This is a genomic window from Streptomyces sp. NPDC046716 (genome assembly GCF_040645755.1).
Taxonomy (GTDB): domain Bacteria; phylum Actinomycetota; class Actinomycetes; order Streptomycetales; family Streptomycetaceae; genus Streptomyces.
Window position 1 is genome coordinate 18658 of the sequence record NZ_JBEYYU010000065.1, and the last position, 26227, is coordinate 44884.

The 26227-nt window shown below is 70.4% G+C and carries 27 protein-coding genes and 1 rRNA gene; 19 read left to right on the forward strand and 9 right to left on the reverse strand.

All coding sequences use genetic code 11. The annotated features are described in order from the left end of the window. Nucleotides 1-61: 61 nt before the first annotated feature. The 6 genes from ABZ930_RS34205 to pstB all read left to right on the forward strand — a co-directional run bounded on the left by ABZ930_RS34205 (nucleotide 62) and on the right by pstB (nucleotide 5807). The gene (locus ABZ930_RS34205; protein WP_361556898.1) at nucleotides 62-988 is read left to right on the forward strand and encodes a CHAD domain-containing protein; all 927 of its coding nucleotides are present in this window, start codon (nucleotides 62-64) and stop codon (nucleotides 986-988) included. Continuing rightward, entirely contained in the window at nucleotides 985-1452 is a 468-nt protein-coding gene (locus tag ABZ930_RS34210) for an NUDIX hydrolase (RefSeq protein ID WP_361556847.1), read from the forward strand. Before ABZ930_RS34205 ends, ABZ930_RS34210 begins: the two co-directional genes overlap by 4 nt. A 220-nt stretch (nucleotides 1453-1672) precedes the next feature. Continuing rightward, nucleotides 1673-2806 (forward strand): phosphate ABC transporter substrate-binding protein PstS, encoded by a 1134-nt coding sequence (pstS, locus tag ABZ930_RS34215; RefSeq protein WP_361556850.1) that lies wholly within the window; start codon nucleotides 1673-1675, stop codon nucleotides 2804-2806. 109 nt (nucleotides 2807-2915) lie between these two features. Then, nucleotides 2916-3923 carry a phosphate ABC transporter permease subunit PstC gene (gene pstC, locus ABZ930_RS34220; protein ID WP_361556853.1) on the forward strand — a complete coding sequence of 336 codons (1008 nt, stop codon included), beginning with the start codon at nucleotides 2916-2918 and terminating at the stop codon, nucleotides 3921-3923. Continuing rightward, complete coding sequence (gene pstA / locus ABZ930_RS34225) at nucleotides 3920-4984, forward strand: phosphate ABC transporter permease PstA (RefSeq protein WP_361556855.1); 1065 nt, start codon at nucleotides 3920-3922, stop codon at nucleotides 4982-4984. The genes pstC and pstA overlap by 4 nt, the downstream gene beginning before the upstream one ends. Nucleotides 4985-5030: 46 nt before the next feature. Then, entirely contained in the window at nucleotides 5031-5807 is a 777-nt protein-coding gene (gene pstB, locus ABZ930_RS34230; RefSeq protein WP_361556857.1) for a phosphate ABC transporter ATP-binding protein PstB, read from the forward strand. Nucleotides 5808-6035: 228 nt separating this feature from the next. Here the strand turns inward: pstB and ABZ930_RS34235 are convergent, their stop codons facing one another. Next, nucleotides 6036-7034 carry an inorganic phosphate transporter gene (locus tag ABZ930_RS34235; protein WP_361556859.1) on the reverse strand — a complete coding sequence of 333 codons (999 nt, stop codon included), beginning with the start codon at nucleotides 7032-7034 and terminating at the stop codon, nucleotides 6036-6038. 9 nt (nucleotides 7035-7043) lie between these two features. Next, nucleotides 7044-7664 (reverse strand): DUF47 family protein, encoded by a 621-nt coding sequence (locus ABZ930_RS34240; protein WP_111665497.1) that lies wholly within the window; start codon nucleotides 7662-7664, stop codon nucleotides 7044-7046. A 182-nt stretch (nucleotides 7665-7846) separates the two neighbouring features. Here ABZ930_RS34240 and ABZ930_RS34245 point away from each other — a divergent pair, with 182 nt between their 5' ends. Next, the gene (locus ABZ930_RS34245) at nucleotides 7847-8191 is read left to right on the forward strand and encodes a metal-sensitive transcriptional regulator (RefSeq protein ID WP_353943795.1); all 345 of its coding nucleotides are present in this window, start codon (nucleotides 7847-7849) and stop codon (nucleotides 8189-8191) included. A 40-nt stretch (nucleotides 8192-8231) separates the two neighbouring features. Here ABZ930_RS34245 and ABZ930_RS34250 read toward each other — a convergent pair whose 3' ends face one another. Together ABZ930_RS34250 and ABZ930_RS34255 are read right to left on the reverse strand one after the other, a co-directional pair. Continuing rightward, the gene (locus ABZ930_RS34250; protein ID WP_361556861.1) at nucleotides 8232-8417 is read right to left on the reverse strand and encodes a hypothetical protein; all 186 of its coding nucleotides are present in this window, start codon (nucleotides 8415-8417) and stop codon (nucleotides 8232-8234) included. Nucleotides 8418-8536: 119 nt separating this feature from the next. Then, on the reverse strand, nucleotides 8537-9385 hold the full coding sequence (locus ABZ930_RS34255) for a hypothetical protein (RefSeq protein ID WP_361556901.1): 849 nt from the start codon (nucleotides 9383-9385) through the stop codon (nucleotides 8537-8539). A gap of 178 nt (nucleotides 9386-9563) precedes the next feature. Between ABZ930_RS34255 and ABZ930_RS34260 the strand changes: the two genes are divergently transcribed. Continuing rightward, nucleotides 9564-9728, forward strand: a complete 165-nt coding sequence (locus ABZ930_RS34260; protein ID WP_361556864.1) for a hypothetical protein — start codon at nucleotides 9564-9566, stop codon at nucleotides 9726-9728. 97 nt (nucleotides 9729-9825) lie between these two features. After that, a complete protein-coding gene (locus ABZ930_RS34265; protein ID WP_361556904.1) occupies nucleotides 9826-11397 on the forward strand; it encodes an FAD-binding oxidoreductase in 1572 nt (523 codons plus the stop codon). 73 nt (nucleotides 11398-11470) lie between these two features. On the opposite strand, the gene ABZ930_RS34270 is transcribed toward ABZ930_RS34265, so the two are convergent. Together ABZ930_RS34270 and ABZ930_RS34275 are read right to left on the reverse strand one after the other, a co-directional pair. Next, nucleotides 11471-12193 carry a phosphatase PAP2 family protein gene (locus ABZ930_RS34270; RefSeq protein ID WP_361556867.1) on the reverse strand — a complete coding sequence of 241 codons (723 nt, stop codon included), beginning with the start codon at nucleotides 12191-12193 and terminating at the stop codon, nucleotides 11471-11473. Nucleotides 12194-12386: 193 nt separating this feature from the next. Then, nucleotides 12387-13397: a bifunctional lytic transglycosylase/C40 family peptidase gene (locus ABZ930_RS34275; RefSeq protein WP_361556870.1), complete on the reverse strand. Its 1011-nt coding sequence runs from the start codon at nucleotides 13395-13397 to the stop codon at nucleotides 12387-12389. A gap of 352 nt (nucleotides 13398-13749) precedes the next feature. Here ABZ930_RS34275 and ABZ930_RS34280 point away from each other — a divergent pair, with 352 nt between their 5' ends. From ABZ930_RS34280 to ABZ930_RS34305, 6 genes are all read left to right on the forward strand, one after another. Next, nucleotides 13750-14058: a hypothetical protein gene (locus tag ABZ930_RS34280; protein WP_351455226.1), complete on the forward strand. Its 309-nt coding sequence runs from the start codon at nucleotides 13750-13752 to the stop codon at nucleotides 14056-14058. 214 nt (nucleotides 14059-14272) lie between these two features. Continuing rightward, complete coding sequence (locus ABZ930_RS34285) at nucleotides 14273-15088, forward strand: hypothetical protein (RefSeq protein WP_361556907.1); 816 nt, start codon at nucleotides 14273-14275, stop codon at nucleotides 15086-15088. Continuing rightward, a complete protein-coding gene (locus tag ABZ930_RS34290) occupies nucleotides 15078-16430 on the forward strand; it encodes a hypothetical protein (protein ID WP_361556874.1) in 1353 nt (450 codons plus the stop codon). The genes ABZ930_RS34285 and ABZ930_RS34290 overlap by 11 nt, the downstream gene beginning before the upstream one ends. Continuing rightward, nucleotides 16427-17986, forward strand: a complete 1560-nt coding sequence (locus ABZ930_RS34295) for an SCO6880 family protein (RefSeq protein ID WP_361556876.1) — start codon at nucleotides 16427-16429, stop codon at nucleotides 17984-17986. The genes ABZ930_RS34290 and ABZ930_RS34295 overlap by 4 nt, the downstream gene beginning before the upstream one ends. 15 nt (nucleotides 17987-18001) lie before the next feature. Beyond that, nucleotides 18002-19420 carry an ATP-binding protein gene (locus ABZ930_RS34300; protein WP_361556879.1) on the forward strand — a complete coding sequence of 473 codons (1419 nt, stop codon included), beginning with the start codon at nucleotides 18002-18004 and terminating at the stop codon, nucleotides 19418-19420. 2 nt (nucleotides 19421-19422) lie between these two features. Then, nucleotides 19423-20985, forward strand: a complete 1563-nt coding sequence (locus ABZ930_RS34305; RefSeq protein WP_361556882.1) for a type IV secretory system conjugative DNA transfer family protein — start codon at nucleotides 19423-19425, stop codon at nucleotides 20983-20985. Here the strand turns inward: ABZ930_RS34305 and ABZ930_RS34310 are convergent. Further along, entirely contained in the window at nucleotides 20982-21635 is a 654-nt protein-coding gene (locus tag ABZ930_RS34310) for a TetR/AcrR family transcriptional regulator (RefSeq protein WP_361556885.1), read from the reverse strand. The two genes, ABZ930_RS34305 and ABZ930_RS34310, sit on opposite strands and share 4 nt — an antisense overlap. 108 nt (nucleotides 21636-21743) lie before the next feature. On the opposite strand from ABZ930_RS34310, the gene ABZ930_RS34315 reads away from it, so the two are divergent. Together ABZ930_RS34315 and ABZ930_RS34320 are read left to right on the forward strand one after the other, a co-directional pair. Next, nucleotides 21744-23222 carry an MFS transporter gene (locus ABZ930_RS34315; protein ID WP_361556888.1) on the forward strand — a complete coding sequence of 493 codons (1479 nt, stop codon included), beginning with the start codon at nucleotides 21744-21746 and terminating at the stop codon, nucleotides 23220-23222. A 25-nt stretch (nucleotides 23223-23247) separates the two neighbouring features. Continuing rightward, nucleotides 23248-23853, forward strand: coding sequence for an NAD(P)H-dependent oxidoreductase (locus ABZ930_RS34320; RefSeq protein ID WP_361556891.1), 606 nt, complete (start codon nucleotides 23248-23250; stop codon nucleotides 23851-23853). On the opposite strand, the gene ABZ930_RS34325 is transcribed toward ABZ930_RS34320, so the two are convergent. After that, entirely contained in the window at nucleotides 23850-24395 is a 546-nt protein-coding gene (locus tag ABZ930_RS34325; protein ID WP_361556894.1) for a GNAT family N-acetyltransferase, read from the reverse strand. The genes ABZ930_RS34320 and ABZ930_RS34325 overlap by 4 nt on opposite strands. Before the next feature lie 128 nt (nucleotides 24396-24523). Between ABZ930_RS34325 and ABZ930_RS34330 the strand changes: the two genes are divergently transcribed. Together ABZ930_RS34330 and ABZ930_RS34335 are read left to right on the forward strand one after the other, a co-directional pair. Then, complete coding sequence (locus tag ABZ930_RS34330) at nucleotides 24524-24931, forward strand: YciI family protein (protein ID WP_361556910.1); 408 nt, start codon at nucleotides 24524-24526, stop codon at nucleotides 24929-24931. A 27-nt stretch (nucleotides 24932-24958) separates the two neighbouring features. Continuing rightward, nucleotides 24959-26098, forward strand: a complete 1140-nt coding sequence (locus ABZ930_RS34335) for a DUF6596 domain-containing protein (protein ID WP_361556912.1) — start codon at nucleotides 24959-24961, stop codon at nucleotides 26096-26098. A 47-nt stretch (nucleotides 26099-26145) separates the two neighbouring features. Here the strand turns inward: ABZ930_RS34335 and rrf are convergent. Beyond that, nucleotides 26146-26227 (reverse strand): 5S ribosomal RNA (gene rrf / locus ABZ930_RS34340); the annotation flags it as partial.

Here is a 26227-nt window from a genome sequence, read left to right on the forward strand (position 1 = left end):
GCACCCCGGACCGGCCGACGGCCCGCGCGACGGAGCACCCACCGCACCGGAGGACGGCGACATTCTCGGGGCGTACCTCCAGGGGCAGGCGACCGAGTTCCTGCGCTCGCTGCGCCGGCACGGCGAGAGCGGCGCGGCGGGCGGCACCGCGGCCGACGCGGCCCGCACCCTGCGCCGCGCCGCCCGCCGGATCAGCGGCACCCTGCACACCTTCCGCCCGCTCCTCGACGCCGAGTGGTCGGACGAGCTGCGCCCCGAACTGGCGTGGCTGTCCGGCACGCTGGCGCAGGAGCACGCCTGCGCGGACCGGCTGGTCCGGCTGACCGAGGCCCTGCACCGGCTGACGTCGGCGGCCTCCGGCTCCACCGGCGCCCTGCCCCAGCAGGCGGCGGGCGGCTCGGCCACCGCCACCACCCTGGCCCTCGGCGCGGCCAAGGCGGCGGCGCTGCTCGACCGCCAGCTCACCCTCGCCAGAACGCGCGCCCACAGCGCCGCCCTGCAGTCCCTGGGCAGCCCCCGCTTCCACGCGGTGGCGGACCGGGTCGCCGTGCTCGCCAGCGAGGTGCCGCTGGCCACCGGCGGCGTCGCGCTGCCCAAGCTGGCCGGGGAGGCCGAGTCCCGCCTCGCCGAGGCGGTGACCGCCCTGCACCACACGGGCGGCCGGCTCCCCACCCCGTACAACCCGGACGCGGACGCGCCCTGGCACCACGTACGCCTCCTGCTGCGCCTGCACCGCTACGCGCAGGAGGTGCTGCCCGGCGCGGACCGGGCTCCCGTAAGGCTGACCGCCGCGGCGCACGCCCTGAACACGCACCGCGACGCCGCGGAGGCCGCGGCCGCGGCAGCGCACGCGGCGCGCACCCCGCGCATCGCCCCCGCCACGGCGTACGCCCTCGGCGTGCTCCACGCCGACCAGCGCCACCAGGTGGAGGCCGCCAGGAACGCGTTCGGAAAAGCGTGGCAGCGAGAGACGGTGGGAACCCCATGACCGTGCCCGACATCCCGGTACCCGACGGCCCCGAGAGCACTGACAGCGCTGACAGCCCCGACACCGTGCTGGCGGCGGGCTGCGTCCTGTGGCGCCGCGCCCTGCTCGACGACGGCCTGGAGGTCTGTCTCGTCCACCGGCCCAAGTACGGGGACTGGTCGCACCCCAAGGGCAAGCTCAAGCGCGGCGAGGCCCCGCTGGCCGCCGCGCTGCGCGAGGTGCGCGAGGAGACCGGCCACGAGTGCGCACCGGGCGCCGCCCTGCCCACGGTGCGCTACACGGCCCACGGCAGGCCCAAGAAGGTCAGCTACTGGGCGGCGGAGGCCACCTCGGGCGCCTTCCTGCCGAACAGCGAGGTCGACCGCATCCTCTGGCTCCCGCCCACGGCGGCCCGCAACCGCCTCACCCAGCCGCGCGACCGCAAGCTCGTCGACGCCCTTCTGGACGCGCTCCACGTGACGTGACGTAACCCCTCCGTGACCTAACCACACCGCCTGCTTAGGTTCACCCTCCGTTCACTCACGGCCATCGGTCACTTCACCTGATCTGCTTAATTTCGGCCTTACGCGGTGCGGCCCCGGCAACGGGAAGCACCTCACCGCTCGACTGACATTCCGCAGACTTTCGCACGCCGCCGCAGTGCCAGACACCCCGGCCGGCGGCTCCTGGAAGGAACATCCGAAGGTGAAGCTTCAGCGCAAGAACCGGCTCCGCGCCCTCTCCCTCGGCGCTCTCGCCGTCTCCGGCGCCCTGGCCCTCACGGCGTGCGGCTCGGACGACACGAACAGCGGCGGCGGCAGCAGCGCCAGCTCGTCCTCGAACGCCAAGAACAACATCGAGTGCAAGGACGCCAAGGGCCAGCTCCTCGGCAACGGCTCGTCGGCGCAGGCGAACGCGATCGACGCGTGGCGCCAGACGTTCTCGCAGGCCTGCTCGGGCGTGCAGATCAACTACAAGCCCGAGGGCTCGGGCGCCGGCGTGACCGCCTTCAACCAGGGCCAGGTCGCCTTCGCCGGTTCCGACTCCGCGCTCAAGCCGGAAGAGGTCGCGGCCTCCAAGAAGGTCTGCTCCGGCGGCCAGGGCATCGACCTGCCGATGGTCGGCGGCCCGATCGCCGTCGCGTACAACCTGGACGGCGTCGACAACCTCGTCCTGGACGGCCCGACCCTCGCCAAGATCTTCGACTCGAAGATCACCAAGTGGGACGACGCCGCGATCAAGAAGCTGAACCCCGACGCGAAGCTCCCCTCGACCAAGATCCAGGCGTTCCACCGCTCGGACGAGTCGGGCACCACGGACAACTTCACCAAGTACCTCAAGGCCACCGCCGCGAGCGACTGGAAGTACGAGGGCGGCAAGGCCTGGCAGGCCAAGGGCGGCCAGTCCGCGCAGGGCTCCTCCGGCCTCGCCCAGCAGGTCAAGCAGACCTCCGGCTCGATCACCTACGTCGAGCTGTCCTACGCCAAGGACGGCCTGAAGACGGTCGACATCGACACCGGCGCCTCCACCCCGGTCAAGGCCACCACGGAGAACGCCTCGAAGGCGATCGCCGACGCCAAGGTCGTGGGCACGGGCAAGGACCTCGCCCTGGAGCTGAACTACGCGACCAAGGCCGACGGCGCCTACCCGATCACCCTCGTCACCTACGAGATCGTCTGCGACAAGGGCAACAAGTCGGACACCCTCGCCGCCACCAAGTCCTTCCTGACCTACATGGCCAGCGAAGAGGGCCAGGGCGCCCTGTCGGAGCTGGGCTACGCCCCGATCCCGGCCGAGATCAACGCGAAGGTCCGCGAGACCGTCGCGAGCATCAGCTGACCCAGTGTGCGGGCCGCTCACCCCGGTGAGCGGCCCGCACCGTCCGGTGCACCGCCGCCAGAAGCTCCGTAGACCCCTCGGGTACGGGACTTCGCAGACCGGAGAACCCATGGACATCACCACGCAACCACCAGCGCCACCGGCGCCCACCGACCGCCCCACCACCGGCCAGGCCAAGCGCGCCGCCCGCGGCGCCACCCGCCCCGGAGACCGGGTCTTCCTCGGCCTCTCCCGCGGCGCGGGCATCCTGCTCCTGGTCGTCATGGCCGCGATCGCGGTCTTCCTGACCTACCGTGCCGCCCTCGTCCTCCCCGACAACGACGGCAACTTCCTCACGACGTTCGAGTGGAACGCGACGGCCCAGCCGCCCGTCTTCGGCATAGCCGTGCTGGCCTTCGGCACCGTCGTCACCTCGGTCATCGCCATGCTGATCGCGGTCCCGGTCGCCGTCGGCATCGCGCTCTTCCTCACGCACTACGCGCCGAAGCGGCTGAGCGGCACCATCGCCTACGTGATCGACCTGCTCGCCGCCGTGCCCTCGATCGTCTACGGCCTGTGGGGCGCCCTCTTCCTGGTGCCGCACCTGGAGGGCCTGTTCGGCTGGCTCGACGACTACTTCGGCTGGACCGGCATCTTCGCCTGGGAGGGTGGCGCGCCGCGCACCCTGCTCACCGTCGGCATCCTGCTGGCGATCATGATCCTGCCGATCATCACGAACGTCTCCCGCGAGGTCTTCAAGCAGGCCCCCCTGATGCACCAGGAGGCGGCCCTCGCGCTCGGCGCCACCCGCTGGGAGGTCATCCGCATGTCGGTGATCCCCTTCGGCCGCTCCGGCGTGATCTCGGCCTCGATGCTCGGCCTCGGCCGCGCGCTCGGCGAGACGATGGCCGTCGCCACGGTCCTCTCCCCCGACTTCCTGATCCACGCCAGCCTGCTCGACCCGGGCGGCGGCACCTTCGCGCAGAACATCGCCGCGAAGTTCGCCGAGGCCAACGACCAGGGCCGCGACGCCCTGATCGCCTCCGGCCTCGTCCTCTTCGTCATCACCCTGATCGTGAACGGCGCGGCCCGCATGATCATCGCCCGCCGCAAGGAGTACTCGGGGGCCAACGCATGAGCACCTCCACCCCTCTCGCGAAGCGCCCCGGCTCGCTCAGCGCCGCCCGCCTTCCCCGCTGGTTCCCCTGGATCGCGGCCGTCGGCTCGATCGCCCTCGGCTGCGCGATCGGGCTCGGCGCCGGACTGTCCAGCCACGTCCAGTGGGGCCTGCTCGCCGCCCTGGTCTTCGTCCTCGGCACCTACGCGATCGCCACCAAGGTCGAGGGCCGGCGCCAGGCGAAGGACCGGGTCGCGACCAGCATCATCTGGGTCTCCTTCATCCTGGCCGTGATCCCGCTCGCCTCGCTCGTCTACGAGACGGTCAAGCGCGGCGTGAAGGTGCTCGACCCGTACTTCCTGACCCACTCGATGGGCTTCGTCACCAGCTACCAGCCCGGCGGCGGCATCTACCACGCCATCCTCGGCACCCTGGAGCAGGTCGGCCTCGCCACCCTGATCTCGGTCCCGATCGGCCTGCTGACGGCGATCTACCTGGTGGAGTACGGCCGCGGCAAGCTGGCGAAGGCCGTCACGTTCTTCGTCGACGTCATGACCGGCATCCCGTCCATCGTGGCGGGCCTGTTCATCCTGTCCTTCTGGATCCTCATCCTCGGCTTCGGCTACTCCGGCTTCGCCGGCTCGATGGCCCTGTCGATCCTGATGATCCCGGTCGTGGTCCGCTCCACCGAAGAGATGCTCAAGCTGGTCCCGAACGAGCTGCGCGAGGCCTCCCTCGCCCTCGGCGTGCCGAAGTGGCGCACGATCCTCAAGGTCGTCCTGCCGACGTCGATCGGCGGCATCACCACCGGCGTCATGCTGGCGGTCGCCCGTATCGCCGGCGAGACCGCCCCGGTCCTCCTCCTGGTGTTCGGCAACCCGCTGATCAACTCGAACCCCTTCGACGGACCGCAGGCGTCCCTGCCGCTCTACATCTACGACCAGTACGCCAAGAGCGGCGGCAGCCAGGCGGCGTACGACCGCGCCTGGGCCGCGGCCCTGGTGCTGATCGCCTTCATCATGATCCTCAACCTCGTGGCCCGCGGCATCGCCCGCTGGAAGGCCCCGAAGACGGGCCGCTGACGCGGCTGTATTCAGCGACTCGAACTCTCGGAAGCGAAGTAATCCCATGGCCAAGCGAATCGACGTAAGCGGTCTCACCGCCTACTACGGATCCCACAAGGCGATCGAAGACATCTCCATGACGGTCGAGCCCCGCTCGGTGACGGCCTTCATCGGCCCCTCCGGCTGCGGCAAGTCGACCTTCCTGCGCACCCTCAATCGGATGCACGAGGTCACCCCCGGCGGCCGCGTCGAGGGCAAGGTCCTGCTCGACGACGAGGACCTGTACGCCTCCGCGGTCGACCCGGTCGCCGTGCGCCGCACCGTCGGCATGGTCTTCCAGCGCCCCAACCCCTTCCCCACGATGTCGATCTTCGACAACGTGGCGGCGGGCCTGAAGCTCAACGGCTCGTACAAGAAGTCGGAGCTCTCCGACGTCGTCGAGAAGTCGCTGAAGGGCGCCAACCTCTGGAACGAGGTCAAGGACCGGCTGAACAAGCCCGGCTCGGGCCTCTCCGGCGGCCAGCAGCAGCGCCTCTGCATCGCCCGCGCCATCGCGGTCGAGCCCCAGGTCCTGCTCATGGACGAGCCCTGCTCGGCCCTCGACCCGATCTCCACCCTCGCCATCGAGGACCTGATCGGCGAGCTCAAGGAGCGCTTCACGATCGTCATCGTGACGCACAACATGCAGCAGGCGGCCCGCGTCTCGGACCGCACCGCGTTCTTCAACCTCGCGGCGGTCGGCCAGCCCGGCAAGCTCGTGGAGATCGACGAGACGGAGCGCATCTTCTCCAACCCGTCGGTCCAGGCCACCGAGGACTACATCTCGGGCCGCTTCGGCTGATCCCCCTCCCCCGATCCCCTCGTGGCGCTGCATGGCGGTGCCGCCACGAGGAAAGAGAGAAGCCTGGCCCTCCAAAGGAGGGCCAGGCTTCTCTCGTCAGGGGCGCGGGGCGGATGCGCCCCGTCAGGGGCGCGGGGAACTGCGCGACCAGCCACGTCGAAGGCCGCGGACGCAACCACTCGTACACCGAGCAGACGCGTCCGCGGCTTTCCACAAACCCGGCAGAACCTAACCGAAGGCCAGCCAAATAATCCCGTACGAAGCGGCAGCGACCAGCGCTGCGGCCGGCATCGTGATGAACCACCCGATGACGATGTTCTTGGCGACACCCCACCGCACCGCGTTCACGCGCTTCGTCGCCCCGACACCCATGATCGCCGAGGTGATGACGTGCGTCGTGGAGATCGGCGCGTGGAACAGGAACGCCGAGCCGAACATGATCGACGCACCGGTCGTCTCGGCGGCGAACCCCTGCGGCGGGTCCAGCTCGATGATCTTGCGGCCGAGGGTCCGCATGATGCGCCAGCCACCCGCGTACGTGCCGAGCGACAGCATCACGGCACAGACGATCTTGACCCAGACCGGAATCGGGTCCTCGAACGTCTCGTGGCCGCCGATGACCAGCGCCATGACCACGATGCCCATGGTCTTCTGCGCGTCCTGGAGACCGTGGCCGAGCGCCATGCCGGCCGCCGAGACGGTCTGCGCGATACGGAAGCCGCGCTTGGCCTTGTGCGGGTTGGAGCGCCGGAAGAGCCACATGATGGCCGTCATCACCAGGTAACCGACGACGAGGCCGATCACCGGCGACGTGAACATCGGGATGACGATCTTCTCCCACACCCCGGACCAGTAGACGGTGGTGCCGCCCGCGAGAGCGGCACCCACCATTCCACCGAACAGGGCGTGCGAGGACGACGAGGGAAGCCCGAAGTACCAGGTGATGAGGTTCCACACGATGGCGCCGGCGAGGGCGGCGAACAGAATGCCCATGCCCTTGTCGCCCTCGGGGGTCGCGATGATCCCCTCACTCACCGTCTTGGCGACGCCGCTGCCGAGGAAGGCACCGGCGAGGTTCATGACCGCGGCCATGGCGAGTGCCGCACGGGGCGTCAGCGCACGGGTGGATACGGAAGTGGCGATGGCGTTCGCGGAGTCGTGAAAGCCGTTCGTGTACGTGAATCCGAGCGCGACGCCGATCGTCACGATCAGGGAGAAGGTGTCCATGAGCCGGCCTCAGGACTCCTTCACGGCGATGGTCTCCACCGTGTTGGCGACATGCTCGAACGCGTCGGCGGCTTCCTCCAGCACATCCACGATCTGCTTCAGCTTCAGCACCTCGATGGCGTCGTACTTGCCGTTGAAGAGCGTGGCCAGAAGCTTGCGGTGGATCTGGTCGGCCTGGTTCTCCAGACGGTTGACCTCGATCCAGTACTCGGTGAGGTTGTCCATCGTCCGCAGATTCGGCATGGCCTCGGCGGTCAGCTCGGCCGCCCGGGCCAGGACCTCGATCTGCTGCTCGACGCCCTTGGGCAGCTCCTCGACCTGGTAGAGGACGACGAGGTCGACGGCCTCCTCCATGAAGTCCATGATGTCGTCGAGGGACGACGCGAGGTTGTAGATGTCCTCGCGGTCGAAGGGCGTGATGAACGAGGAGTTCAGCTGGTGGAAGATCGCGTGGGTGGCGTCGTCACCGGCGTGTTCGGCTGCCCGCATCCGCTCCGCGATCTCGGCCCGGGCGGAGGAGTCCGCACCGAGCAGTTCCATCAGGAGCTTCGAGCCCGTGACGATGTTGTCCGCGGATGCGGCGAACATGTCGTAGAAGCTCGTCTCCCTGGGGGTCAGACGAAAGCGCACGTGGGGTCCTCGGGGTGCTCTGGATTGGGTCAGGCTGATGCTAGGCGCATCATCCGGCCACGGCTAACCGGCGTTCCCCCAGTGTCGCCCATCAGGCACAGTGATCAGCACGGGGTGCGGCAAATCGAGTACCATATACCCACCGGGGGTATACACGCAGGACAAACGGGAGGTCGGACACGATGACCACGGACGCTACAGAAGCAGAGCCCACGGCCGAGATCGTGACCGACCACGACCGCGGCATCCACGGCTACCACCACCAGAAGGCCGAACACCTCAAGCGCCTGCGCCGGATCGAGGGCCAGATCCGCGGACTGCAGCGGATGGTGGACGAGGACGTCTACTGCATCGACATACTCACGCAGGTCTCGGCCTCCACGAAGGCCCTGCAGTCGTTCGCGCTGCAGCTCCTGGAGGAGCACCTGCGGCACTGTGTGGCGGACGCCGCACTCAAGGGCGGCGAGGAGATCGACGCCAAGGTCGAGGAGGCCACGAAGGCGATCGCGCGACTGCTGCGCACCTGAGCCCGCGGGGCGGGCGACGACCCGAGGGCCGTCGCCCGCGTCAGTGCAGGTCGTCCGGGCTTTCGGGCAACGCCTCTGCGACCCGCAGCACCTCGTCGATCCGGTCCGCGCTGAGCCGTCCCTCGGAGACGGCGGAGGCCGCGATGATCAGCTCTCCACAGAGCTCGATCTCGGCGAGGGCGACGTAGTCCTGAACAGCCGTACCGCCCAGCGGAGCCACGCACATCACCCCTTCCGCGGTTGCCGACTCATGGAGTCGGCTTCCTAGAGTAGGCAGCCGTTCACGCCCGGCGCATGGCACGGAAGAACCATTTCCGCTCCCCCGGAAGCCCCCCGGGCGGACCACTAGGGCTCGGCGACCTTCCCCGCGAAGATGTCCTTCTTGTCCGGAAGCCGGACCTCCGCCGGCTTCCCGAACCCGTAGAGCAGCGTCGTCGAGGAGACGTCCACGTCCTTCTTCGGCTGCCCGGCCGCCTGCTGCTCGGCGAAGCTGAAGCGGTGCGTGATCTTCCGGATGAGTCCCTCGTCGTCCAGGTACACGTCGAAGGGCACCGGCGAACTGCCGAACCCTTTCACCGCCGCGGCCAGCGCCTTCCGGTTCCCCGCGGACACCGCCTTCGCGGCGGCGGCCAGATCGATCTGCCCCTTGTAGTGCCGGGTCGGCACCCCGGCGACATCAGCCTCTCCCGCGTACGTCACCTCCCGCGCGCCGCGCAGCAGTTCGGCGGCGGTGAGCGGATCGGTGGCGCCGCCGGTGACGAGGTTCCCGTCGTTGAGCGAGGCGGTGTCGAGCCGCACCCACTTGTCGGCGGGCACGCCCGCGCCCCGGTTCTTCATGTAGAGGGCGCCGGGCGCGAGGAGTTCGGTGATGGGCCGGTGCTCCTGGGCGCCGGCCGCGTCCTGCGGCAGCCGCACCCGGAGCTGCCCGAGCCCGGCCCGGTAGTCGTAGACGCCCTCGCCCCGGATGGTGACCCGGGTACCGCCGCTGGCCATCTGCATCGACGTCCGCGCCAGCGAACTGCCCTCACGGATCAGCCGGTCGGGAGCGTCCCGCACCGCCTTGACCGGGTCGCTCTCGCGGTCCCCCGCGCGCGCCCCGCCACCGCATCCGGCCGTACCCGCCACGACGCCCGCCAACGCGGCGGCGACCGCCGCCGCTCTGCGCGCCGACCGCGCCGACCGCGCCGGCCCCATCGGGCCCGCCGAGCCCGCCGAATGACCGTCCTGCTGCTGCACCATCGCTTGCCTACCCCCAAGCCTGTCCGTGCGTCGTGCGGCCCCTCTGTCGTTCCGGTTAACGACGAGTAGGGTCACCCGTCACGCGAACGGGGGGTTTACAGGAGGGTTCACACAAGCCCGCTACCGTGGCGCCGTGGATCGGCGACAGCAGGACCAGCAGCAGACGGACCACGCCACGACGGTCGTGGAACAGGGCAGATTCTGTCTCGCCCGCTGTACGTGCGGCTGGCGCGGACCGGCCAGAAGGGCACGCAGCAGGGCCCGTACGGACGCACAGGAACACGTCGACGCCGCCTGACGGCCCCGACGGGGTACAGGGAACCCACGGCTCCCGGTTCACGTCTCGTACCCCAGGGGCTACGGGAGGCGGAACGGACATGGGCAGGGGCACAGGCATGGAGCGGCGTACGTTCATGGCGGCGTCGGCGGCGGCACTCACGGCGACGGCGGCCTCGGCCTGCTCCTCGTCGTCGAGCGGCTCCCCGGCGGCATCGGCCTCGTCCGCCGCCACCTCACCGCTCCGGTCCACCAGCGCCACCGCCCGGGTGACGGCCGCGGCGAACCTGGACGCGCTCGCCAAGGACCTCGACGGCTCCCTGGTCCGCCCCGGCCAGGCCCAGTGGGCGGCGGCCCGCCAGCTGTACAACACCCGCTTCGACGACCTGAAACCGACGGCCGTCGCCTTTTGCGCGGGCCCCGACGACCTCCGGACGACGTTGGCGTACGCCCGCGCGCACAAGGTCCCGGTGGCGATACGCAACGGCGGGCACAGTTACGCGGGCTGGTCCTCCGGCGACGGCCGGCTGATCCTCGACGTGTCCCGCATGAAGTCGGTCCGCGCCTCGGGCGGCGAGGCCGTCGTCGGCGCCGGCGCGAAGCTCATCGACGTCTACCGGGCACTGGCCGCCAAGGGCGTCACGATCCCGGCGGGCTCCTGCCCCACGGTCGGCGTCTCCGGCCTGACCCTCGGCGGCGGCCACGGCGTCGTCTCCCGGGCCTACGGCCTGACCTGCGACAGCCTCACCGGCGCCACCCTGATCACGGCGGACGGCAAGGAACTCACCGCCGACTCCCGTACCAACAAAGACCTGTTCTGGGCCCTGCGCGGAGCGGGCAACGGCCAGTTCGGCGTCGTCACCGAGCTGCGCTTCAAGACCCACCCGGCCCCGCAGGCCGTCTCCGCGTACATGTCCTGGCCCTGGTCGAAGGCGGCCACCGTCCTCAAGGCGTGGCAGAAGTGGGGCCCCGACCAGCCGGACGAGATCTGGTCGTCCCTGCACGTGGCGAACGCGGCCGGGGGAAATCCCACCGTCTCGATCTCCGCGTTCTCCCTGGGCACGTACACCGAACTGCAGAACGCGGTGGACCGCCTCGCCGACGGCTCCGGCGGCCCCGGCCCGGCCTCCTCGGTCTCCCTCAAGCGGCACTCCTACGAGGAGGCGATGGAGATCTACGCGGGCTGCTCCGGCTTCTCCTCCGACGCCCAGTGCCATCTGCCCGGCGCCACCCCAGGCCGCTCCGCGCAGGGCGCGCTCCAGCGCGAGACGTACGCGGCGCACTCGGACTTCTTCGACCGGAACCTGTCGGACGCGGGCGTGCGCACGCTCCTGGGCCGGCTGGCGTCGGTCTCGTCGGGCGCCGGCTCGGTCGCCCTCACGGCGCTCGGCGGCGCGGTCAACCGGGTGGACCCGACGGCCACGGCGTTCGTCCACCGCCGCTCGCGGATGCTCGCGCAGTACATCGTGAGCTGGCGCGCGGGCACCTCCGGCACGACGGCCCGCGACTGGCTGAAAAGGACACACGACGCGATGCGCCCGTACGCGTCCGGATCGGCGTACCAGAACTACACGGACGCGACGCTGACCGACTGGAAGAAGGCCTACTACGGCGACGCGGCCACCCGCCTGACCAAGATCAAGAAGCAGTACGACCCGACGGGCTTCTTCACGTTCCCGCAAGCGCTGTGAAGCGCCCCGTCAGGGGCGCGGGGAACTGCGCGACCGGCCACGACGAGCGCGCACCCGGCGACGACACGGAACCCTAGGCGGCGAGATCCCGCTCCTCGGCACCGCCGGAGGCCCCTCGGGCCTCAGGAATCTCCAGGGCGGCCGGCGCCGCGGTCGGCGACCAGACCAGCCACGACACCCGCCGGGCCCGCCCGACGGCCCGCGCGACCGGCGTGATCAGCGCCGACGCGAGCGGCGAGAGCAGCAGCGCCACGGCCGTACCGAGCGCGAACCCCCCGACGACGTCCGTCGGATAGTGCACCCCCATGAAGACCCGGCAGAACCCCTCCAGAACGGCGAGCCCGATCGCGGCGAACCCGAGCCTGCGGTGAGCGACGAAGAGGGCCGCGCCCATGGCCATGGCCAGCGTGGCGTGGTCGCTGACGAACGAGAAGTCGGTCTTGCCGTCGACCAGAACGGTGAGCCCGTCATGGTCCCTGAACGGCCGCGGCCGCTCGACGAACCCCCGGATCGGCACATTGACGAGAACGGCGACGGCGGCGGCGAGCGGCGCCCACACGACGGCGGCGACCGAGGAGGCGGCGTCGTCGAGGGTCTCCCGCTTGCGCGCCCCCCACCAGGTCCAGAGCGCGACGAGGACGAGGCCGAGCAGAATCCCGTACTCGCCGACGAACTCCATCGTGCGGTCGAACCAGCCGGGCGCGTCCGCGGCCAGTCCGTTGATGTCGTAGAGCAGCGTGACGTCAGGGTTAGACCCGGAAGTCTCGAGTGCTGCGAGTGCCTCGAGTCCAGCCATAGCTCAGCGGCCCCTTCATCATCTGCGTGCTACCCGTGTCGGCCACCCCGTGGACTTCAATCGGTTCAGAAAGAGGAACGCACACCCTCACTCACTACGTTCCACGTTCCACCGAATGATCACGTAGACGTTATCGAAGAGAGACACGAACCCGCAGCTCAGAGCCTGGGGTTAACGCAGAGTTCCGGCCACGTCACACTTCCGGCGACGCACTGGGCACCGCTTTCGCGCCATCCTCCGTTACCCGGGTCGCACCGAAGTAATCAGGCGTGTCGACGGGGTCGAACCGGATCACGGCGCCCGGCCGCGGCGCGTCGATCATGAATCCGCCGCCGACGTAGATCCCGACGTGCCGGATGGCGCGGCTGTTGGTGAGGTCGTCGGAGAAGAAGACCAGGTCACCGGGGAGCAGCTCGTCCCGCTTGGGATGCGGTCCGGCGTTGTACTGGTCGTTGGCGACGCGCGGAAGGTCGATCCCCACGCTGGCGTACGCGGCCAGGGTCAGGCCCGAGCAGTCGAACCGCCCGTTCTGGTCCGCCGTCCCGTTCCCGCCCCACAGGTACTCGGTGCCGAGCTTCTTCTGCGCGTAGGTGATGGCGGCCGCGGCCTGCTGCGAGGGCTGCACCCGCCCGACGGGCCGGGCGAAGCTCTGCTCCAGGGTCGTGATGGTCTTCACGTAGTTCTGGGTCTCGCTGTAGGGCGGCACGCCCTTGTACTTGATGACGGCGTAGGCGCCCGCGTTGTACGAGGCGAGCATGTTCTTCGTGACGTCCCCCGGCACGTCCTTCACGTACGAGGCCAGCTTGCAGTCGTAGGAGGCGGCGGACGGGATGGCGTCGTTCGGGTCCCAGATGTCCTTGTCGCCGTCCCCGTCCCCGTCGACGCCGTGGGCGGCCCAGGTGCCCTCGATGAACTGCGCGATGCCGTACGCCTTCGCCGGCGACTTGGCGTTCGGGTTGAATCCGCTCTCCTGGTAGAGCTGGGCCGCGAGCAGCGCCGGATTGATGGCGGGGCAGAGATTGCCCCACTTCTGGACCAGCGACTGGTAGGCGGCCGGCACGGCGCCCTTGGCGAGTCCGACGGCGCCCTGCCCCACCCCGTTCGTGAGGTTTCCGGCCACCATGTACGTCCCCACGACGAGCAGGGTCACGAACCCGGTCCCTCCGGCGACCCCCGCGCCTGCGACGATCCACGCCTTACGCACCGTCAACCGCCCTTCGCCGCACGGGAGTCCACCGAGGTCACAGTGTAGGCGGGGAAGCCTCCCCCGCACCGGCGCCCGCGAACCGCTGGTGCGTCACGCCCCGCGCTCGCCCCGCCGGAGGCTCATTGCTCCACGTAATCGCACGTGATACACAGAGTGACCGTACGTTTCTTCGTATACGGATCCGTCCCACCGGCATCCCGCACACCACAAGAAACGTGAAACCGGAAAAACTCAGCCAAGGAATGGCGCCAAGTCGGCAGGCATGCGCGTTGTTCTGAGGAAGAATGGGTCTGACCTCTGCGCTGGGGCAGAGGCGACAGAACTACCCACTTGGGGCGGTGAGTTACACATGCTGCTGGCAGCCGAAAAAGGCGACATCACGACCATCATCGGCGGGATCGCCCCCGACTGGGGCCCGTTCGGAACGCTGGGCAACGAGGCACGCGTGATGGTCGAGGTCGTGATGGCCGTGGCCATCCTTCTCTGCCTGGGCATCGCGATCTGGGGCGCGGCCAAGCAACGGATCGGGGCGACGGCACTGCGCGACACCTTCAGCGCGGAGCAGGGCAAGGGCCTGATCATCGCCGGACTGACCGGGGTCTTCATCATCGGATCGCTCGGCACCCTTTTCACGATCGTGTACGGCATGGCCGTCTAGCCCGGCTCACGCGTCATCAGTTTCGGGCCGGCCGTGTTCGGTTACCTCTTCTTCACCCCTGTCCCACTTGTCCCGTCGTGCCCACCGACTGAGGTTGCGTCCCCCTGATGCCGAGTCACCACAGCCCGCCCGCGCGGGAACCAGCACAGCTACCGTCATACGTGGCGTTGGCGTATGCGGCGGTTCAGCACAAGGTTGAGGGGGCGTGCCCGGAATGAGTCTCGACGGCCGGCAAGGGGACGACGACCTCTACGGCGGCACCGGCCAGACCCGGACGCGGCTCCCGGAGGGGCCCGACGGGTACGGGGGCGGGCGCAGACCGGGCCGTTCCCCGTCCCGGTCGCTGGTCACCGTGGTGGGAGTCGTGGTGCTGCTCATCGCGGCCATCGCGTTCGCGAACCGGGGCGGTGACGACGACACGTCCTCCGCCGCCAAGGGAACCTCCACCTCCGGCGCGGGCTCCTCCCCCACGTCCCCGACGGGCACGAAGCCGGTGGGTTCGGGGTTCGCCCATGATGAGCAGGGGGCGCAGTCGGCTGCCGCCAATTACGCGGTGCAGCTGGTCTCCGCCGACATCCTCAAGCCCGCTCAGCGGTCCGCCATCCTCCAGCAGGTCTTCGTCTCCGACCGGGTCGCCGCACTCCAGGACCAGTTCGACAAGGCCTATTCGAAGGACTTCCTGGCCAAGGTCGGCCTGGACGCGGACGGCAACGCGGCCTCCGGCCAGACCTACGTGTCCCGTACGGTCCCGGTCGGCACCAAGACGTCCGCCTACTCCGCCGCCGCCGTGACCGCCGAGGTCTGGTGCACCGGTGCCTTCGGCACCGCAGGCGAGGGCTCGACCAACCCGGTGACCAACGACTGGTTCACCCTGACCCTCAAGCTGCGCTGGGCCGACGGCGACTGGAAGGTCGAGAGCTTCTCCCAGAAGGACGGCCCGACCCCGGTCAACGGCGACAACAAGGTCTCCTCGGCCGACGACATCACCAAGGCAGTCGAGGAGTTCGGAGGGTTCACGTATGCCCGGTAGCCGTCTCGCCCTCAAGCTCACCGGCTCCGCCGTCGCCGTACAGACCGCGGCCGTCCTCTTCTCGTCCCGGGCCGTCGCGGCCCCGGACGACAACTGCGACCTCATCGTGGGTCCCGCCAAGCAGTACTGCCAGCGCGGCAGGAGCGGATCAGGGTCCGGCGGCACCAGTGGCACCCTCCCCGACAACACCACCAACCCCCTGGACCCCCTCTCCAGCCTCGCCAAGGGCTGCGCCGACGCCGCCGCCTGGACCGTCGACAAGCTGAGTGAAGCCGTGCAGAAGACGGCGCAGGTGGACTTCACCAACGAGAAGTTCCTCCAGCAGTACGCCGTCGTGTTCGCCGCCTCGACCATCCTGACCATCGTCCTGTGGCTGATGGCCGTGGCCAAGCGCGCCGTACGCGGCGTCCCCCTCAGCACGGCGCTGTCCGAGGCCGTCGGCTTCCTCTGGCTGACGGTGCTGGCCTCCGCGTTCACCCCGCTGATCCTCTACACGATCGTCTCCGCGACGGACGGCGTGACGGACGTGCTGGCGAAGGCGACGGGCAATCAGACGGACGCGTTCTTCGGCACGTTCTCCGAAGCTCTGAAGAAGGGCGACGACATCGGCGGCGGCCCGATCATGCTGATCGTGGTGTCGCTGGTGTCCATCGTCGCGGCCGGCGTGCTGTACCTGGAGCTGTACCTGCGCGCCGTCCTGCTCTACGTGGGCGCGCTGCTCGGCGTCGTCGTGTACGCGGGCCTCGTCGACAAGAACCTGTGGGGCCATGTCCGCCGCTGGGTCGGGATCATGGTCGCCGTCATCCTGGTGAAACCGGTCATCGTGATCGTCCTCGGCCTGGCCGGAGCGCTGTCCACCAGCGGCGGCGGCCCGGACTCGCTCGCCGCGGTGGTCTCCGGCCTCGCCATCATCCTGCTCGCCATCTTCGCCAGCGGCATGATCTACCGCTTCGTCCCCGGCTTCGGCGACGAGATGGCCAACGTGCGCAAGAACCGGATCATGCAGGGCGCGGAGGGCAAGGCGGCCGCCGCGTTCACCTCGCCCGCCGCGCTCGTCTCCCAGGGCATCAAGACCCACAGCGCCCGCCAGGACGGCGGAGGCTCGGGCGGTGGGGGCGGCGCCGGCCAGGCCCGTCCCGCCAACCCCGTGTCCGGCGGGGTGGCCGCGCACAGCACGCGGCAGGGCGCGGCAGGGGGCGGCGGCGGAACTGTCCCCTCCGCCGCACCCCCGCCGCGCACCAGTCCCACGAACACCCCGCACGCCGGCAACCGCGGGGGCAACACCGGCTCTACCGGATCCACCAGTAACAACGGCAATCGGCAAGGAGGTGCAGGGCGTTGACGACCCAGTCCCACGTGTCCCCTCCGGTCACGCCCCGCCGTACATATCTGATCGGCCGCGCGCGGCCGAACGCGATCGTCGGCAGGAACCGCGAGTCGGGAGAACTCTTCCTGATCATCGCGGGTGCCTTCCTCGGCATGATGTGCGGACTGCTCGTCCCCGTTCTGTCCCTGCGCATCGTGCTGCTCATGGGCTTCCCGCTGCTCGCCCTGGCCGCGGTCTACGTCCCGTACAAGCACCGCACCTTCTACAAGTGGTTCGAGATCAACCGCAGCTACAAGCGGCAGCTGAAGCGCGGCTCCGCCTACCGCTCCGGGGCCGGCGAGGCCGGCGTCCGGCTCGACGGCCGGGAGGTCGAGATCGGCCCGCCGCCCGGCATCGGCCGGCTGACCTGGCTCGCGGCGCCGTTCGGACCCGACGAGATCGCCGTCCTGCTGCACGCGGACCGGCGCACGGTGACGGCGGCGATCGAGATCGAGGGCCCGGGCGTCGGCCTGCGCGACTCCGAGGACCAGGAAGCCCTCGTCGACCGCTTCGGCACCCTGCTCAAGCACGTGGCGAACGGCGACGGGTTCGTCACCCGCCTCCAGATGCTCGCCCGCACCCTGCCCGCCGACCCCGACGCCCACGCCAAGGACGTCTCCGTCCGCGGCGACGAGCGCTCCCTGGGCTGGCTCCAGGAGTCGTACGACCAGCTCCAGTCCATGGTGTCGACCAGCAGCGAGCAGCACCGCGCGTACCTGGTGGCCTGCATGCACTACTCGCGCGAACTGGCCGCCGAGGCCAACGCGATGGCGCGCGCCTCACGCCCCAAGGCCGGCAAGAAGGTCGACCGGGACGCGGGGCTCGCCGTCGTCATGGCGCGCGAGCTGACCGACATCTGCTCCCGGCTGCAGGAAGCCGACATCCGCGTACGCCAGCCGCTGGGCCAGGGCCGGCTCGCCTCGCTCGTGCACTCCATGTACGACCCGGACCACCCCATCGACCACATCCAGGCGATGACGAAGCGCAACGCCTGGCCGGCCGAGCTGGACGCGATGGAGCCCACCTACCTCCAGGCGAAGACGCGCGAGTCCTCGACGCGGGCGCCGTGGTGCCATGCCACGGCCTGGGTGAAGGAGTGGCCGATGACGCCGGTGGGCGTCAACTTCCTGGCCCCGCTCCTCGTCCACACGCCCGACGTCATCCGCACCGTCGCCGTCACCATGGACCTCGAACCCACCGAGGTCGCCATCGAGCGCATGCTGACCGAGAAGACGAACGACGACGCGGAGGCGTCCCGCGCCGCCAAGATGAACCGGACCGTCGACCCGCGCGACATCGCCGCCCACGGCCGTCTCGACCAGCGCGGCGAGGACCTGGCGAGCGGCGCGGCGGGCGTGAACCTCGTCGGCTACATCACCGTGTCGTCCCGCAACCCGGACGCTCTCGCCCGCGACAAGCGCACCATCCGCGCCTCCGCCGGGAAGTCGTATCTGAAGCTGGAATGGTGCGACCGCGAGCACCACCGGGCGTTCGTGAACACCTTGCCGTTCGCCACCGGCATCCGACGGTAGAGGGAGAGCACGCTCATGCGGGATCCGTTGTCGATGCTCACGGACGCCTTCACCTCCTTCCTGTTCGGGAAGGTGGAGACGACCCGGCTGCCCGTGCGGACGTCGACGGGGCAGGCCCAGGCGGTCTATCTGCCGACGGCCGCGCCCGGACTCGGCGACTCGGGCGTGATCATCGGGCGCGAGGTGTACTCCGGCAAGGGGTACATCTACGACCCGTTCCAGCTGTACGGACAGCAGCTCCCGGCCCCCCACTGGCTGGTCCTCGGCGAGTCCGGGAACGGCAAGTCGGCGCTGGAGAAGACGTACGTCCTGCGGCAGCTGAGATTCCGCGACCGCCAGGTCGTGGTCCTCGACGCACAGGGCGAGGACGGCGTCGGCGAATGGAACCTGATCGCGCAGGAGCTGGGGATAACTCCCATCCGGCTCGACCCGACGGCGGCCCTCGACATGGGCATCCGCCTGAACCCGCTCGACCCCGCGATCACGACGACGGGCCAGCTGGCGCTGCTCCGCACGATCATCGAGGTCGCGATGGGCCACGGCCTGGACGAGCGCTCCGGCTTCGCTCTGAAGGTCGCGCACGCCTACGTCAACGAGACGATCGTCGAGCGCCAGCCCGTCCTGACCGACATCGTCGAGCAGCTGCGCCACCCGGAACCCGAGTCGGCGGAGGCGATGAACGTCGCCATAGACGACGTACGCGCCTGGGGCCTGGACGTCGCGCTGGTCCTGGACCGACTCGTCGACGGTGACCTGCGCGGCATGTTCGACGGCCCGACGACGGTCGGCATCGACCTCGACGCCCCGCTCATCGTCTTCGACCTGTCCCACATCGACCGCAACTCCATCGCGATGCCGATCCTGATGGCGATCGTCGGCGTCTGGCTGGAGCACACCTGGATCCGCCCCGACCGCAAGAAGCGCATCTTCCTGGTCGAAGAGGCCTGGCACATCATCAACAGCCCGTTCGTGGCGCAGCTGTTCCAGCGCCTGCTGAAGTTCGGCCGCCGACTGGGCCTCTCCTTCGTCGCGGTCGTCCATCACCTGTCGGACGTGGTCGACGGTGCGGCGGCGAAGGAGGCGGCGGCGATCCTGAAGATGGCCTCGACCAGAACGATCTACGCGCAGAAGGCCGACGAGGCACGCTCGACGGGCAGAGTCCTCGGCCTGCCGCGCTGGGCGGTGGAGATCATCCCGACCCTCACCCCCGGCATCGCGGTCTGGGACGTCAACGGCAATGTCCAGGTGGTCAAACACCTGGTCACCGAGACCGAGCGCCCCCTGGTCTTCACCGACCGCGCCATGACCGAGTCCTCCGACGAACGCCTGGACGACGACGACGCCATGCGCGCCGCCGAACTGGAGGCGGAGGAGCGGGCGGCCGCGTTCGTGGAACAGCGACTCGGCGACACGTCCGAGTCCACGGTGGCGTGACGATGGCACAGGACGACAGAGAGCGGGAGCGGGAGCGGGGCATCCCGGACGGCCTGCTGATCGGCGTACTGGCGTTTCTGCTGGGCATGACGATCCTGGTGTGGTCGGCGACGGGCCTGGCGGGCCGCTTCGCGAAGGGCGCGTGGCCGGACGAGGTGACGTTCGCCCACACCCCCCTGGCGATGCGTCACCTGATCGGCGAGCCGCACGACATCACGGGCGCCTGGCCGAACACCCCCGACGAACAGCTCTCGGGCTACGGCCTGTTCTGGGGCCTGTTCATCGGCCAGGTGATGATCCTCCTGGTCCTGACGGTCTTCGCGGCGGGCACCCTGGCAAGGTGGCGGGCGGTCCGCAGACAGACCCGCGCCAAGGCGGCGTACGAGAAGCCCCGCAAGGGGCGCGGGGAACTGCGCGAGAAGCCCGACGAACCGGCACCCGTTCCCACCCCCGACACCACCCCCCTGGAGTCGCCGGGGGCGAAGCCCCCGAGGTCGGGACGGGAAGGGGAGGAGGGGGCGACCCCCAAAACCCCAGCCACCCCCGAACCCGCACCCTCACCAGAACCCGCACCCGCACCCGCACCCGCACCCGCACCCACCCTCATCGCCGCCACCCCCCTGCCGGCCCCCCGCACCCCCCTCCACCTGGGCCCCCCGTCCCACCGCCACCCCCTGGCCATCGAAGCCGTACGCGAGGCATCGGGCCCGGCCCTGGTCATCACCTCGGCCCCCACGGTCTGGCAGGAGACGAAGGACGCCCGCGCCAAACTCGGCCCGGTCCTCCTCTACGACCCCACCCACCTGTGCGACACCCCGGCCCGCCTGCACTGGAACCCGGCAGCGGGCTGCGAGAACCGCGCGACGGCGGCAGACCGCGCCATCGCCCTGCTCGCCCCGATAAGGCCGACGGCCAGACTCGACTCGGCGCTGGCCGAGACGGCCGACACCCTGCTGCGCAGCTACCTGCACGCGGCGGCGGTCGAGGGCAAGCCGTTCCGCCACGTCCACCGCTGGGCCCAGGGCAGCCAGGTCCAGGAAGCCGTCCGCATCCTGCGGACCAACCCGAAGGCCACCTCGGGCACGGCGGGCGAACTGGAGGCGGCGCTCACCGCCCACCCCGAACGCCGGGACATGGCGCAGGAGTTGACGGCCCGCGCGCTGTCCTCCCTCTTCACCGTGCACATCCGCGACGCCTGCACCCCGAACCGAACTGATGCGCTGACGCTGGATTCCTTCATCGCCGAAGGGGGCACGCTCTATGTGGTGGGTGAACCCATCGAGGACCCCAAGGGAAATCCCGGTGCGATGCCCCTTCTGACGGCCCTCGCCGCAAGCGTGGTCGAGCACGGCCGCCGCATGGCCGAACGGTCACCTGCCGGCCGGCTCGACCCACCAATGACGCTCGTCCTGGACGACGTCGCGGCAGTGGCTCCCCTTCCCCAACTGCCGGAGCTGCTGACCACCGGAGCGGACCGGGGCATGGAGACCCTGGCCCTGCTCCGGTCCCGTGAGCAGGGCCGCACCCGCTGGCCGGACGCCGAACTCCCGCTCCCTCTCCCCTAGAACCCGGCGGCGCCGAAGAGCTTCAAGAAAGCCCGCACCCCGCTCTCCACCCGGGCGTCGATCTCCGCACCGGACATCGGCACGGCCCCGAAGAACGTGTCCACGGTGACGGACCCGGCGATCAGCAGGGTGAAGTAGCGCGCGGCCTCGGCGGAGTTGCCCTCGTCCACGGCCAGCAGCCCCGCGACGCCCAGCCGCACGAGCGCGGCCCGCACCGCCTCGCGCACGGCCCGCGGCCCGGTGCCCTGCCACTCCTGGATGACGTCGCCGGGCAGATGCGTCCCCTCGGCGATGACCTGCCGGACGAGGAGCATGTGGTCGGCGTGTTCACCGCGCCGCCCCATCCACTCCCGCGCGAGGGCGAGCAGATCCGCCTCGATGTCGGTGACCTTGCCCAAGTGCCGCTCGATCAGGGTGACATGGGCGGCGGTGACGGCGGCGGCGCTGTCCAGCAGGGTCTCCCGGAAGAGGTTCTCCTTGCCGCCGAAGTGGTTGTAGAGGGTGCGCGTGGAGACCCCGGCCTCGGCGGCGATCTCGTCGATGCCCGCCCGCGAGTAGCCCTCGCGCCCGAACACGGTGCGGGCGCCGCGCAGCAGCGCCCGCCGCTTCTCGAGCGTGCCCCTGCGCACTCCTGCCGCCTGCTCCGCCATGCTCCGCTCCTCCGCTCGTCTCCACCCTAGGCCGTATCCGGCCTAGGTCCCCCGGCCTAAGTACAACGACCGTTGCACTTACTACAACCACGGTTGTACTTTACGTTCATGGCACCCGACCCCCAGTTCCGGGCGGCCCGCGAACCCGGCGGCACCCGCCCCGTCCCGACCCTCCTCGTCGTCCTCCTCGGCATGCTCACGCTCCCGATGGCGATGTCCGGCACGACGGTGGCGCTCCCACGCATCGGCGCCGCCCTGGACGCCTCCGGCGTGGCACTGAAATGGGTCGTCGTCGGCTACTTCCTCGCCGCGTCCGCGTGCATGCTCGTCGCCGGCTCGCTCGGCGACCTGTACGGCCGCCGCCGGATCCTCACGGCGGGCGCCGCGCTCTACACGGCGGGCACCCTGGCCTCGGCCACCGCCCAGCACATCCTGCTCCTGGACGCGGCCCGGATCCTGTCCGGCGTCGGCGCGGCCGGGGTCATGGCGAGCGGCGGTTCACTCCTCGCGGCCACCTTCACCGGCCCGGCCCGCACCCGTGTCTTCGCCTCACTGGGCACCACGGCGGGCCTCGGCCTCGCCCTCGGCCCGACCTTCTCGGGCTGGCTGGTGGACGCCCTCGGCTGGCGCGCCACGTTCCTGTCGTACGCGGTCGTGGGCGCCGTCATCCTCACCGGTACGCGCCTGCTGGGCGAGTCCCGCGCCGAGGTGCGGCCACGGGTCGACCGGGCGGGCGCGGCCACCTTCATCGCGGGCTTCGCGCTGGCCCTGTTCACCGTCACCCAGGGCGCGAAGGCGGGCTGGAACTCTCCGTGGACGCTGCTCCCGGCGGCGGCCGCCGCGGTCCTGCTGACGGCGTTCGTCCGGGTCGAGCGGGGGCTGGCCCGCTCCGGCCGGGGCCGCCCGATCCTGGACCTGCGGCTGGCCAGGAACCCGGCCTTCGCCGGCTGGGCCGTCGGCTCCTTCGCGCTGGGCGCGGGCACGACGGGCGTGCTCACCTTCCTGCCGACCTACCTGCAGGGCGTGAACGGGACGACGGCGAGCGCCGCCGGCCTGACCCTGCTGCTGATGACGGTCCCGGTCCTCGTGCTGCCCCCGCTCGGCGCCCGCCTGGTCAACCGCGGTGTCCCGGCCCGCCGGCTGCTGGTGCTGTCCCTGCTGCTGATCGCGGCGGGCAACGCCTGGCTGACCACGCTCCACCCCGGCATCCCCGTCCCCGCGCTGGCGGGCCCGCTGCTGACGATCGGCGCCGGTCAGGGCCTGTCCATCGGGATCATCGACGCCCAGGCCATGTCGCTGGTCGCCCCGTCCGAAGTCGGCATGGCCTCGGGCTTCCTCAACACGGTCCGCGGCGCCACCGGCGCCCTGACCCTGACGGTCTTCGGCGCCCTGCTCCTCACGACAGAACTCACCAGAGCCTGGCACCTGACGCTGTGGACGGTAACGACGTCAACGACAGCCCTGGCTGCCCTGGTCCATGCACTACTGCGCCCCACCGCTGTGGGCAGGCGTTCCGCCCGGAGGAACGGGTGGGCACAGCCCCCGTCGCAGAGCACTGCTGAAGCAACCCCAACGACAACCCGCTGAAAACCCATCTCAGGGAGACAGAAAAGTGACGACCACCAAGCCCCAGCCCACGAACCCCCCGCTCCGCGTAGCCGTCATCATCGGCTCGCTCCGAGAGGGCCGCATCGCCCCGACGGTGACCGACTGGTTCACGGCCCAGGCCACCGAGCACGCCCCCACGACCCACTTCGACATCATCGACGTGGCAACGCTGAACCTCCCGGAGACCCACCCGTCCTGGGGCCACGAACGCACCCCGGAACAGGCCGAACTGGCGTCCCGCATCGAGCACGCCGACGCCTACGTGATCGTCACCCCGGAGTACAACCACAGCTTCCCGGCCCACCTGAAGCACCTGATCGACCTCCACCACACGGAGTGGCGGGCCAAGCCCGTCGGCTTCGTCAGTTACGGGGGTGTCGCCGGCGGCCTGCGCGCGGTCGAACAACTCCGCCTGGTCTTCGCCGAACTGCACTGCGTGACGGTCCGCGACAGCGTCAGCTTCCACCGGGTGACCCCCGCCCACTTCGCCGCCGACGGCCCGGCCCACGACCCCGAGGGCGCACCCGGCGCCGCGAAGGTGCTGCTCGACCAGTTGGACTGGTGGGCCCACGCCCTGCGCACGGCCCGCGCCGAACGCCCGTACAATTAGCCCTTTTCGAGCACCATCTCGTACTCGACCTTGGAAGGGTCGTCCGGCTTCGGGACGACCCTTCCGGTGCGTACGAAGCCGAACTTCCGGTAGAAGCCCTCGGCCCGCACGTTGTCCTGGTGGAAGTGGAGCCGCACCCGGCCGAGCCCGTCCAGCGAGTACGCCCACGAGGACGCCGCCGAGAACAGCTCCGGGGTCACCCGGCCGCCCCGGGCCTCGGGACGCACGTAGACGCCCACGATGTGCGCCTGCCGTTCCTCGACGATCCGCCCGAAGAAGTCCTCGGTCCCGGCCTCCTCGACCAGCGCGACCAAGGTCCCCAGCCACCGCCCGCTGTCCGCGACCGCCACGAACTGCCGCGCCGTCGTCCCGTGCGAGGCCCCGGCCGCCCGGTCGCGCCAGAACGAGTCCGGCTTGCCGAGCGCCGCCTCGTACGTCTCCAGGAACGCGATGGCCGCCACCTCGTCCCGCAGCGCCTCCAGCCGCAACTCCTTCACGGCCGCCCACTCGTCGGCCCGCACCGCCCGCACCACGAAGTCCATGGCCGCACTCTAGAGTCGCCGGACACCCGCCGGAAAAAGAATTTCCGCGCCGATGTCGAGAACCCGCGGCCGGCTCCGTCCCTGCTATGAACGCAAGCGAACCGCACCGGCACACCGAGGAGACCGTCATGGCCAAGTATCTGCTGCTGAAGCACTACCGAGGCGCCCCGGAACCCGTGAACTGCGCGCCCATGGACCAGTGGACGCCGGAGGAGGTCACGGCCCACATCGCCTACATGCAGGACTTCGCGGCCCGCCTGGAGAAGAGCGGCGAGTTCGTCGACGGCCAGGCCCTCGCCCCGGAGGGCACCTGGGTCCGCTACGACGGTGAGGGCCGTCCGCCCGTCACCGACGGCCCGTTCGCCGAGACCAAGGACCTCATCGCCGGCTGGATGGTCATCGACGTCGACACGTACGAGCGTGCGGTCGAGCTGGCCGGGGAGCTGTCGGCGGCGCCGGGCGCGGGCGGCGAGCCGATCCACGAGTGGCTGGAGCTCCGCCCGTTCCTGCACGCCCCGCCCACCATCACGGAGTAGCCCCCGCTCATGGACTCCCCCGACTCACTGGACGAGGCGCGGCTGCGCGGCCTCACTCCGGGTGTACTGGCCGTCGTCGTCCGCCGCGGCGCAGATTTCGCGGCGGCCGAGGACGCGGTGCAGGACGCCCTGGTGGAGGCGGTCCGCTCCTGGCCCACCGAACCGCCCCGGGACCCCCGGGGCTGGCTGATCACCGTGGCCTGGCGCCGCTTCGTCGACGCGACCCGCGCGGACAGCGCCCGGCGCCGCCGGGAGGACCGCGTCGACGAGGAACCTCCCGCGGGCCCGGCCCCCACCACCGACGACACCCTCCAGCTCTACTTCCTGTGCGCGCATCCCTCCCTGACGCCGTCGTCGGCGGTGGCGCTCACCCTGCGCGCGGTGGGCGGCCTCACGACCCGCCAGATCGCCCGGGCCTACCTGGTCCCGGAAGCGACGATGGCCCAGCGCATCAGCCGAGCCAAGCGCACGGTCTCCGCCGCCCGTTTCGACAGGCCCGGCGATGTGTCGACGGTCCTGCGCACGCTGTACCTGGTCTTCAACGAGGGTTACTCCGGCGATGTCGACCTCGCCGCCGAGGCCATCCGTCTCACCCGGCAGCTCGCGTCGACGATCGACCACCCCGAGGTGGCGGGCCTGCTCGCCCTGATGCTGCTCCATCACGCCCGGCGCCCCGCCCGCACGACGGCTGACGGCAGTCTGGTCCCGCTGGCCGACCAGGACCGCACCCGCTGGGACACGTCGATGATCGCGGAGGGCATCGGCATCCTCCAGGCGGCTCTGGCCCGCGACCGCCTCGGCGAGTTCCAGGCCCAGGCGGCGATCGCGGCCCTGCACGCGGACGCCTTCACCGCCGAGGAGACGGACTGGGTGCAGATCGTCGAGTGGTACGACGAACTCGCCGCGCTCACGGACAGCCCGGTCGTCCGTCTGAACCGCGCGGTGGCCCTGGGCGAGGCCGACGGCCCGCACGCGGGTCTGGCCGCCCTGGCCGAACTGGACGCTTCCCTGCCCCGCCACACAGCGGTGGCGGCCTACTTCCACGAGCGCGCCGGCGACCGCGCCGCAGCCGCCCGCCTCTACGCGGAGGCCGCGCAGCTCGCCCCGACCGTGGCCGAACGCAATCACCTGACCCGCCAGGCGGCCCGTCTGAATTCTTGCCCGTAAACGCAGAAAACCCCCGTGCCAATGGCACGGGGGCTTTCTCAAAATTTGTTCGGCGGCGTCCTACTCTCCCACAGGGTCCCCCCTGCAGTACCATCGGCGCTGTAAGGCTTAGCTTCCGGGTTCGGAATG

Bases quoted from the DNA above. Each gene is read 5' to 3' on its own strand.
- ABZ930_RS34210 (WP_361556847.1), top strand. From the start codon at position 985: ATGACCGTGCCCGACATCCCGGTACCCGACGGCCCCGAGAGCACTGAC.
- pstC (WP_361556853.1), top strand. From the start codon at position 2,916: ATGGACATCACCACGCAACCACCAGCGCCACCGGCGCCCACCGACCGC.
- pstA (WP_361556855.1), top strand. From the start codon at position 3,920: ATGAGCACCTCCACCCCTCTCGCGAAGCGCCCCGGCTCGCTCAGCGCC.
- pstB (WP_361556857.1), top strand. From the start codon at position 5,031: ATGGCCAAGCGAATCGACGTAAGCGGTCTCACCGCCTACTACGGATCC.
- ABZ930_RS34235 (WP_361556859.1), bottom strand. From the start codon at position 7,034: ATGGACACCTTCTCCCTGATCGTGACGATCGGCGTCGCGCTCGGATTC.
- ABZ930_RS34245 (WP_353943795.1), top strand. From the start codon at position 7,847: ATGACCACGGACGCTACAGAAGCAGAGCCCACGGCCGAGATCGTGACC.
- ABZ930_RS34250 (WP_361556861.1), bottom strand. From the start codon at position 8,417: ATGTGCGTGGCTCCGCTGGGCGGTACGGCTGTTCAGGACTACGTCGCC.
- ABZ930_RS34255 (WP_361556901.1), bottom strand. From the start codon at position 9,385: ATGGGGCCGGCGCGGTCGGCGCGGTCGGCGCGCAGAGCGGCGGCGGTC.
- ABZ930_RS34265 (WP_361556904.1), top strand. From the start codon at position 9,826: ATGGAGCGGCGTACGTTCATGGCGGCGTCGGCGGCGGCACTCACGGCG.
- ABZ930_RS34270 (WP_361556867.1), bottom strand. From the start codon at position 12,193: ATGGCTGGACTCGAGGCACTCGCAGCACTCGAGACTTCCGGGTCTAAC.
- ABZ930_RS34280 (WP_351455226.1), top strand. From the start codon at position 13,750: ATGCTGCTGGCAGCCGAAAAAGGCGACATCACGACCATCATCGGCGGG.
- ABZ930_RS34285 (WP_361556907.1), top strand. From the start codon at position 14,273: ATGAGTCTCGACGGCCGGCAAGGGGACGACGACCTCTACGGCGGCACC.
- ABZ930_RS34290 (WP_361556874.1), top strand. From the start codon at position 15,078: ATGCCCGGTAGCCGTCTCGCCCTCAAGCTCACCGGCTCCGCCGTCGCC.
- ABZ930_RS34300 (WP_361556879.1), top strand. From the start codon at position 18,002: ATGCGGGATCCGTTGTCGATGCTCACGGACGCCTTCACCTCCTTCCTG.
- ABZ930_RS34305 (WP_361556882.1), top strand. From the start codon at position 19,423: ATGGCACAGGACGACAGAGAGCGGGAGCGGGAGCGGGGCATCCCGGAC.
- ABZ930_RS34310 (WP_361556885.1), bottom strand. From the start codon at position 21,635: ATGGCGGAGCAGGCGGCAGGAGTGCGCAGGGGCACGCTCGAGAAGCGG.
- ABZ930_RS34315 (WP_361556888.1), top strand. From the start codon at position 21,744: ATGGCACCCGACCCCCAGTTCCGGGCGGCCCGCGAACCCGGCGGCACC.
- ABZ930_RS34325 (WP_361556894.1), bottom strand. From the start codon at position 24,395: ATGGACTTCGTGGTGCGGGCGGTGCGGGCCGACGAGTGGGCGGCCGTG.
- ABZ930_RS34330 (WP_361556910.1), top strand. From the start codon at position 24,524: ATGGCCAAGTATCTGCTGCTGAAGCACTACCGAGGCGCCCCGGAACCC.